Genomic DNA, 8,172 nt, shown 5'->3' with positions numbered 1-8,172 from the left:
GCGCGCAGGTGACGGCGAAAGGCGGCGGCTCAGCGCGCAGGCGCTCGCCGAGGGCGCGGCACAGGGGAGCGTTGCTCTCGAGCAGGCGCGCGACCACCTGCGGGGCTTCCTGCGCCTCGCGCAGCATTCTTGTTTCCATGTTCGGTCGCTCTGACATATCGATCCTCAGACACCAGGCGGTCGCAAATAAACGACGGTCACGTTGTGGGGATGGTAGCACCAGCGTCCGGTGCCAAGTCCATCTCAGGGTTTCCGAAGGACATCTGCCGCTTCAGAAGATCCGCTGCGCCTAAGAGGCCGGCATCGGCGCCGAGGAGAGCCGGCGCCAAGGAAGGCTTGAGAGCAGATGGAAAGCGGAACAGAGCGGCCTCGAGACGGGGCAGGAAGCCTGGCGCAAGGCCGACGCCGCCGCCGATCACCATGACCTGCGGATCAAGAAGGGCTTGTAAACCCGGAAGAGCCAGGGCGAGATGATCCAAAGCCTCGACGACAATGGCTTCCGCCCAGCTCTCTCCCAAAGCCATGGCGGCGAAGACCTGTTTGGCATCCGCATCGCGGCCGATGGCGCGGGCTGCGGCTGCAATGGCGAAGCCAGACGCCAAGTCCTCCAGACGCTGGTAGCGCTTTCCCGGAACCTGCACCGGGATCTGGCCGACGTGCCCGGCAAGACCTCCGGATCCACTCAAGAGCCGGCCGCCGACAACGGCCCCTCCGCCGATTCCGCTGGATATTGTCAGAAAGAGTAGGTCACGGCCGCGGCCAGCACCGAAGCGATACTCGCCCCAAGCTGCGGCTTGAGCATCATTCAAAGCCACAGCGGGACTGCCGAAGTAATCGTTCAGGCGTGATACCAGCGGGAAGTCTGCCGGAATGGGCAGGGTCGCGGGATTGACGGCTGTCCAGAGGCCGTCCCTGATCAGACCGGTCACGGCGGCAGCCACACCACCATACTGTCCCTGCCAATCCCGTGCGACATCAGCGGCTGCTTGCAGCCATGCCTCCGCTCCATCGGCGGGGTGTGTCGGAACCTGCCGCCGCTTGAGGATGCGGTTCCCCAGGACCAACGCCACGGCCGTCTTGCTGCCGCCGATATCGATTGCGAGAACCGGCTTCGTTGGCGCTGCTTCACCTGTGATCGCGTCAACGAACCATTGCGTGATATGCTCCGGCCGGGTGATGGCAGAGCCCACAACCACCGCCGCGGCTCCTGCGCGTATGGCTGCCGCTGCGAGACGGGGCTCGTTGTACCGACCTTCGGCAAGGACCGGCTTGCCGAGCCCACAAGCCTCCCATACCAACCCGATATCAGGCATTCGCGGCGGTGGACCCATGTCGGTGTAGCCGGACATGGTGGTGCCGATCAGGTCTGCACCGAGCGCGCTTGCGTTTCTCGCTTCGGTGATCGTCGCGATGTCGGCCATGGCAACGCAGCCCCGAGCATGGATTGTCTCGATCAGCGTCCGGACCGCTACGGGCCTTGGCCGGTCGGTGGCATCGAAGGCGACAATCGCCGCGCCTGCTTCGGCAAGGGCGATAACGTCCTCAATCCAGGGCGTAATGCGGACCGGGGTTTCCGTGAGATCGCGTTTGACAAGGCCGATGATCGGAATCGAGCAGGCAGCGGCAACTGCGGCAACGTTGACAGCGCCCTCAATTCGAAGCGCGCGGGCACCCGCATTCTGGGCCGTCAGTGCAAAGCGCACGACAGATTCGGGATCGTCGAACGGCCCGCCGGGGACCGGCTGGCATGAGACGACCAATCCGCCTCTCAATGACTCGGTGAGCGCTGTGGCCGCTGGCTGAGATGTCATGACTGTTCCGAACCCTTGTGGGATGGTCGAGCGGGGCGTTACACCGTCGGAGTAGCAGCGATCGAGACCTCGCGCCGGCTGCGGCTGGCCTCATGGGCCGCCTCGATGCAGGCAACCACATGGCGTCCGTAGGACCCGGTAACCGGGGAGGGCGTATCGTTGATGATGCTGGCGGCAAGGGCGCGCCACTCGCGAGCCACGGCCGCGCCCATCCAATTCGGCTCGATGGAGCCCGAAACCGACGTCCAGACGCCGCCCTGGCCGGTAGAGACCCCGTGGTCAAAGTCGATCCGGATCGTCCCCTTCTCACAGACGAGATCCATGGCGAACGTCACCGCTCCGTCACGATAGCCGACGCTGGCGACCTGGCCGATCCGGCCATCGACAAAGCGCAGGCTCATCAGGGCTGCGTCATCGGCCTCCTGCTCGTGGAAGTAGGTGCCGGCCATCGCCGTCACCCCGGCCACCGGCTGACCCATGAGCCAGATCAGCCGATCGAGCGCGTGAATCCCTGCTGTCATCAGCATCCCGCCTCCTGATGCATGGTTGAGATGCCAGGGCCGTCGGTTGCTTTCCATCCAAAGCTTGATCATCCAGCTCGACCCCAAGACAGGAGCACCGAGCACGCCCGTGTCGATGATCTCCTTGGCCCTGAGGCAGGGCAGGGCGAAGTGCATCACGTGGCCGATCATGAGCTTGACCCGGGTTGCCTCTGCGGCCGCGAGCATGGCGTCGCACGCCGCCAGGCTGGTCGCCATCGGTTTCTCGAGCAGGATATGCTTGCCTGCCCCGGCGGCCGCAATGGTCATTTCTTCGTGGAGGTGGTGCGGCGTAGCGATGAGAACGGCGTCGACTGTCGGATCGTCCAACAAAGCGCGCCAGTCGCCGTAACTCTTGCCGCCATGCTCAGCCGCGAAAGCGGCCGCTGCGTCTGCGTTCTCCCGGCAGGACGCGACGAGCCTGACCTCGTCAACCTCGGTCATCGCCCGGGCATGAACCGCTCCGAAGTGGCCGGCCCCGATGATTCCTACGCCGATCATACCTTTGCCTTCTCATATGCGGCATCGATGACCTTCATCGCTGCCAGGTAATCCTCGAGGCTGACCGTCGGGCGCTCACCCGAGCGGAGCCGGTCGAACGTGTCGGCCATGAACAAGCGGTAACGCGTGCTCGGATGTTCGGGGGCGAGCATGCGGACTCCCCCGTCATCAAGGGTTGCGCATTGCGCCGTCTCGCCCCGGTCAATCAGGTAAGCGTTGCCCGTGGCGATCCGCCACTCGAAGTCCCCGCCTGGAGCCATGGAGGCGAAGGTGTAGCCTGCCTCGACCGTGAAGAGCGTTCCAGCATCGTCACACAGGACGACATGGGCGTGGTCTTCGACCGGCTCGTCATGGAGACGATTGGCGACCGAGGCTGCTATGATGCGCAAGGTTCCCTGCGCAAGCGAGAGGGCTGCATCGATGCCGTGAATACCGAGATTGCGCAGCGCTCCGCCGCCTCCGATCGTCGGGTCGAGCATCCACTCGACCCCATCCTCGCGGTAACGTCGAGGGGGGCCGTTGACGATCCGGAAATGACCATGGGCAATCTTGCCGAGACGCCCTTGCGACTCAAGCGCTGCCATTGCGCCGAAAGCGGGACCGAAACGATTGGGAAGAGGCACAGCAACGAAAATGTCTCGTTCCTGGACAGCCTTCAGGATCTCCATCAAGACGCCGGTCGTGGGGGCGGCGGGCTTTTCGAGAACCATTGGAATGCCGGCGGACACCACCTTCAAGACAAGGTCTGGAACATCCGCAGGCGAACCCATGACGACGGCCAAGTCGGGCCTTGTCTCGAACGCCTGTTCGATATGAGCACAGGCGGGGACATCGTGGGACCGGGCGAAAACGGCCGCGCTTCTTGGATCATCATCCCAGACAGCTGAGATCTCGCCGCCCGAAGATCTCACCGCATCCAGATGCATCCCAGCGTGCCAATGGCTCACCCCCAAGAGACAAACCCTCATGTACAGTACCTATCCAACTGCCCACTTGCTGGATATCCTACAAGCTGATATGTAGCAAGCCAGATCGTGAAATTTCGCCTGGATTGGTCTGCGGCCTCAAAGAGGAGTGAAGAATGTCCGGCTTGAAAGGCATAAAGCCTTTGACCAAGCCTCCCTCACTGCACGTGACAGTGCAGGAGAGCTTGCGCGGCTATATCGAGGACAATCAGCTCAAAGCCGGAGATGCGCTGCCGCCTGAGTCCTTCCTCGCTCAGCAGCTCGGCGTCAGCCGCAACTCTGTTCGGGAAGCGATCAAGGCGCTCGAGTCGGTCGGGATTCTGGAGACGCGTCGTGGCATCGGCGTCTTCGTGAAGGAATTCTCGTTCCAGCCGCTCCTTGATAATCTTGCCTATGGCCTTGGTGACGCCTTGCGGGACGTCGAAGAGCTTCGCGACCTGCGTCGCGTTCTTGAGACTGGGCTCATTCACAAGACCATAGAAATGATCAGCGAGGAAGATCTCGCTGCTTTGCGCCAGGTCACGGAGCGCATGCGTCAGCGAGCCGAGCGCGCCGAGAGCTTTGCCGAGGAAGACGAGCAGTTCCACCGGCTGCTGTTCCGCTGCCAGAACAACCGAATGCTCACCGGCCTGATCGAGGTCTTCTGGAGAGCCTTCTACAAGGCATCCAACTTCGCCAATCTGGCCAATTCCGACCCGCTCTCCACGTGGCGCGACCACCATGAAATCGTCGAGGCGGTTGCGGCGCGCGATGTCGAACGAGCTCGAGAGAGGCTCGACAAGCACTACGAGGGCATTCTCGAAGTGATCGCCAATAACAGAAAATCAACCAATGGTTAGAGGGAGGAAATGATGCAACTGAAAGCTCTGACACGAACCATCTCCGTCGCGGCATTTCTCGGAGCAACGGCTCTGACGACGTCGGTGGCGGCCCAGGAGCCGAAGACCGTCACCGGCGGCTTTGACGTCGGCCCTGGCGGCTTTCAAGGCAACTTCAACCCGCTGGCGGCGACGGGCGGGTTCACCTGGCTCAACGTCTACTTCGAACCACTGGTCAATTACACGGCCGATCTGACGGCAATCGAAGGGGCTCTCGCCACCGAATATTCCATCAATGCCGACAAGACCGAGTACACCTTCAAGCTCGCCAAGGAGACTTGGCACGACGGCAAACCCTTTACCTCCAAGGACGTCAAGTTCACGGTCGAGCTCGCCAAGAACGGCGAGACCGGAACAGTCTTTGCCGCCCGCCTCAACGCGGTCTCCTCCGTTGAGACGCCCGATGAGCGCACTGCAATCATCAAGCTCTCGCGTCCGGACGCCGGCTTCCTGGCAACACTGACGAAGCTCATGATCCTTCCCGAGCATGCGCTTGCCGGCACAACCCCGAAGGAACTGGCGACCAGCACGTGGTGGGCGACCAAGCCGGTTGGAACCGGACCCTTCAAGTTCAAGCAATACGTGACGGACCAGTACGTCGAACTGGTGGCCGATGACGATTACCGCCTTGGCCGCCCGAAGGTGGACCGGGTGATCAACCGCTATTTCAAGAACACGGCCGCAGCCGTGGCGGCGCTGCGCGCGGGCGAGATCCAATTCACCTATGTCGAGCCAGATGACGTCTCAGCGTTCAGGGACAACAAAGGGTTCCACGTCATCGAGGGGCAGTCCTTCGTCGTCAACTATCTCGGCTTCAACCAGCAGGTCCCACTCTGGAAGGACGTGCGTGTACGCCAGGCCGTGATGCACGCCATCGACCGCCAAGCCATCATCGACAGCCTCTATGGCGGAGCGGCGACCGTTGCCAACTGCGGCTATGTGGCCAAACAGCTTGTCCCGGAAGGCTTGAGCCCATACCAGTACGACCCGGCCAAGGCCAAGAGTCTTTTGGCGGAAGCGGGCTGGGACAAGATCAATGGCAACAAGCCCATCACTTGGCTCACCTATTACAATACGCCCCAAGCCGCCAACGTCATGGCGGCCGTTCAGGCGATGCTCGCGCAGGTCGGCATCAACGTGGTGCCACGCGTGGTCGACACGCCGACCTATAACGGCATCATCTACGCCGGCAATCCTGACTTTAACCAGTTCCCGCTCGTTTACGCCGGGCTTCAGAACGGGCCGGATCCGTCGGGTCTCAATATCGGCCTGAACGCGGCCCAGAAGCCTCCAGCGGGGGCAAATTTCCTGCGCATCGACATGCCGGAGCTGACCAAGGCGTTTGATACGGCGCTTGCCGAAACCAATCCGCAGCAGCTCAACGCTCGCTACCAAGATGTGTGCAAAGCGATGAACACCAATCTGCCCTGGGCCACCATGTGGGTCGCGAACCGCTACGGCGTCGCCTCGGCGAAGCTCAAGGACTTCGTCTGGGTCCCCGCTCCCGCCGGCGGACCTTACAACGCCCACCCGGAGAAATGGTCGATCGAGAAGTAAGCTCATCTGGCGGAGCATCGGGAAGGCGGCTCGCTCAGGCTTTGGCCGCCTTCCCTCAACGACAAGGGCATTCTCATGCTGTCATACATCCTGAGGCGACTTGGCACCGGCCTGTTGATGCTCGTCGCCCTGAGCATGCTCGTGTTCATCCTTCTGCGCGTAGCGCCAGGTGATCCGATCGACGCCTATGTGAATCCGAACGTTGCCATGTCCCAAGCGGAGATGGAAGCTCTAAGGACCCGTCTCGGGCTGGATCAGCCCTTACCCATTCAGTATCTCGCATGGCTGCAGGCTGCCGTCACCGGTGATCTCGGCTACTCGATCCAGCGCAATGGCGTGAGGGTTCTGCCTCTCGTCCTCGAACGGATAGGCCCCACCATCCTGCTGATGGCAGCCGGGCTTGCCATCGCAATCGTAACCGGCATCGCGGCGGGCATCCTCAGCGCTGTCAGGCGCAACTCCCCGACTGACATCGGCTTTTCCGTCGTCGCCTTCTTTGGCATTTCCAGCCCGGCCTTCCTGACGGCAATCCTCGGACTTTACCTGTTCTCGGTCGTCCTCCGCTGGGCGCCGTCCGGTGGGATGCTGACACCTGGCGCCCCATTCTCGGCGGGTGACCTCCTGTCTCACCTCATCTTGCCCGCGTGCCTCCTGTCAATCGGCCACGCGGCGCTGATCATGCGCTACATGCGCGCGTCTCTCCTTGAAGTTTTGAACCAGGATTATGTCCGCACCGCCCGGGCGAAGGGCGTAAAGGAATCTTGGGTGATCATGAAGCATGCCGTCCGTAACGCGCTCCTGCCGGTCGTTACTCTCATCGGGTCAACCGTTGGCATCGCCGTCGGCGGCGCAATCTTCATCGAGAGTGTGTTCAACTGGCCCGGCATGGGCCTGCTGCTGATCAATGCCGTCGACACGCGTGATTACCCGGTCATCATGGGGGCCACGCTCATCATCGGAGCCTGCGTCATCGTGGTCAATCTCTTGACCGATATCGCCTACGCGGCGGTCGACCCCCGCATCCAGGTGGCCTGACAATGAGCGCTGCAGTTGCTATCCTTGGATCCAGCAAAGGGCCCACTGCCAGAGCCCTTGGCCGGTTTGTCACTAACCGACTCGCGTTGGCGGGACTTGTCGTCCTCATCGCCATTCTCATTGCGATCCTGACCTATCCGCTCTGGTGGGCGTATACACCCAACCAAATCGACCTGCGAGCCCTCAACAAGGGCCCCAGCGCCGGCCACTGGTTTGGAACCGACGGCGTCGGGCGCGACGTCTTCGCGCGTCTGATGCAGGGCGGCCGTGTCTCGCTCCTCGTCGCCGTCATATCGGTCGGGATCTCACTGGTGATCGGCTTCCTTGTGGGGGCCATTTCCGCTTTCAGCGGCCGGTTGGCAGACGGTGCTATCATGCGCCTTGTCGACCTTGCCATGACCCTCCCGCCGGTGATCCTTCTGCTTGTGCTCGCCTCAATTGTCGGCACGGGCATCGTCCCGACGATCGCTGTCATCTCGCTGCTGTCCTGGCCGGTACTGTCGCGCATGGTTCGCGCTCGCCTTCTCGAGCTGCGTGAGCGTGACTTCGTTGTCGCCGCACGTGGCATGGGCGCCGGGATGAGGCACCTGCTGTTTCGGCACGGCCTCCCGAACTGCATCGACATCCTCGTGGTCTATGCAACTCTGCAGATCGCGAACGCAATCCTGCTCGAGGCCGGCCTCTCGTTCCTCGGACTCGGGATTGCTCCCCCGGAGGCCAGTTGGGGCAATATGCTGAACGCCGCCCGCTCGACCAGCGTGCTCGAGCAGTATGTCTGGCAGTGGATGTTCCCGGGCGTGGCGCTCGTCATTACGGTGCTGGCAATCAACTTCGTTGGCGACGGCCTGCGCGACGCCTTCGACCCACGCTCCGATCTTCAATAGCC

At 62.4% G+C, this 8,172-nt stretch carries 7 protein-coding genes; 4 read left to right on the top strand and 3 right to left on the bottom strand.

Annotated elements, in window-relative coordinates:
• Nucleotides 1–197: 197 nt before the first annotated feature.
• Genes OCW50_RS25060 through OCW50_RS33455 form a run of 3 tightly spaced genes read right to left on the bottom strand, consistent with a single transcriptional unit; the run spans nucleotide 198 to nucleotide 3,777 of the window.
• Nucleotides 198–1,811: a putative N-acetylmannosamine-6-phosphate 2-epimerase gene (locus OCW50_RS25060; RefSeq protein WP_262299399.1), complete on the bottom strand. Its 1,614-nt coding sequence runs from the start codon at nucleotides 1,809–1,811 to the stop codon at nucleotides 198–200.
• A gap of 38 nt (nucleotides 1,812–1,849) precedes the next feature.
• The gene (locus OCW50_RS25055) at nucleotides 1,850–2,851 is read right to left on the bottom strand and encodes a Gfo/Idh/MocA family protein (protein WP_262299398.1); all 1,002 of its coding nucleotides are present in this window, start codon (nucleotides 2,849–2,851) and stop codon (nucleotides 1,850–1,852) included.
• The gene (locus OCW50_RS33455) at nucleotides 2,848–3,777 is read right to left on the bottom strand and encodes a Gfo/Idh/MocA family protein (RefSeq protein ID WP_373371506.1); all 930 of its coding nucleotides are present in this window, start codon (nucleotides 3,775–3,777) and stop codon (nucleotides 2,848–2,850) included. The genes OCW50_RS25055 and OCW50_RS33455 overlap by 4 nt, the downstream gene beginning before the upstream one ends.
• Nucleotides 3,778–3,932: 155 nt before the next feature.
• Here OCW50_RS33455 and OCW50_RS25040 point away from each other — a divergent pair, with 155 nt between their 5' ends.
• The 4 genes from OCW50_RS25040 to OCW50_RS25025 all read left to right on the top strand — a co-directional run bounded on the left by OCW50_RS25040 (nucleotide 3,933) and on the right by OCW50_RS25025 (nucleotide 8,170).
• Complete coding sequence (locus OCW50_RS25040; protein WP_262272235.1) at nucleotides 3,933–4,655, top strand: FadR/GntR family transcriptional regulator; 723 nt, start codon at nucleotides 3,933–3,935, stop codon at nucleotides 4,653–4,655.
• A gap of 12 nt (nucleotides 4,656–4,667) precedes the next feature.
• Entirely contained in the window at nucleotides 4,668–6,251 is a 1,584-nt protein-coding gene (locus OCW50_RS25035) for an ABC transporter substrate-binding protein (protein WP_262299397.1), read from the top strand.
• A 75-nt stretch (nucleotides 6,252–6,326) separates the two neighbouring features.
• Complete coding sequence (locus OCW50_RS25030; protein ID WP_262299396.1) at nucleotides 6,327–7,286, top strand: ABC transporter permease; 960 nt, start codon at nucleotides 6,327–6,329, stop codon at nucleotides 7,284–7,286.
• 2 nt (nucleotides 7,287–7,288) lie between these two features.
• Complete coding sequence (locus OCW50_RS25025) at nucleotides 7,289–8,170, top strand: ABC transporter permease (RefSeq protein ID WP_262299395.1); 882 nt, start codon at nucleotides 7,289–7,291, stop codon at nucleotides 8,168–8,170.
• Nucleotides 8,171–8,172 lie beyond the last annotated feature (2 nt).

The sequence above is a fragment of the Microvirga sesbaniae genome (genome assembly GCF_025460805.1).
GTDB classification, from domain to species: domain Bacteria; phylum Pseudomonadota; class Alphaproteobacteria; order Rhizobiales; family Beijerinckiaceae; genus Microvirga; species Microvirga sesbaniae.
This window is presented reverse-complemented; position numbering and strand designations above follow the sequence as displayed.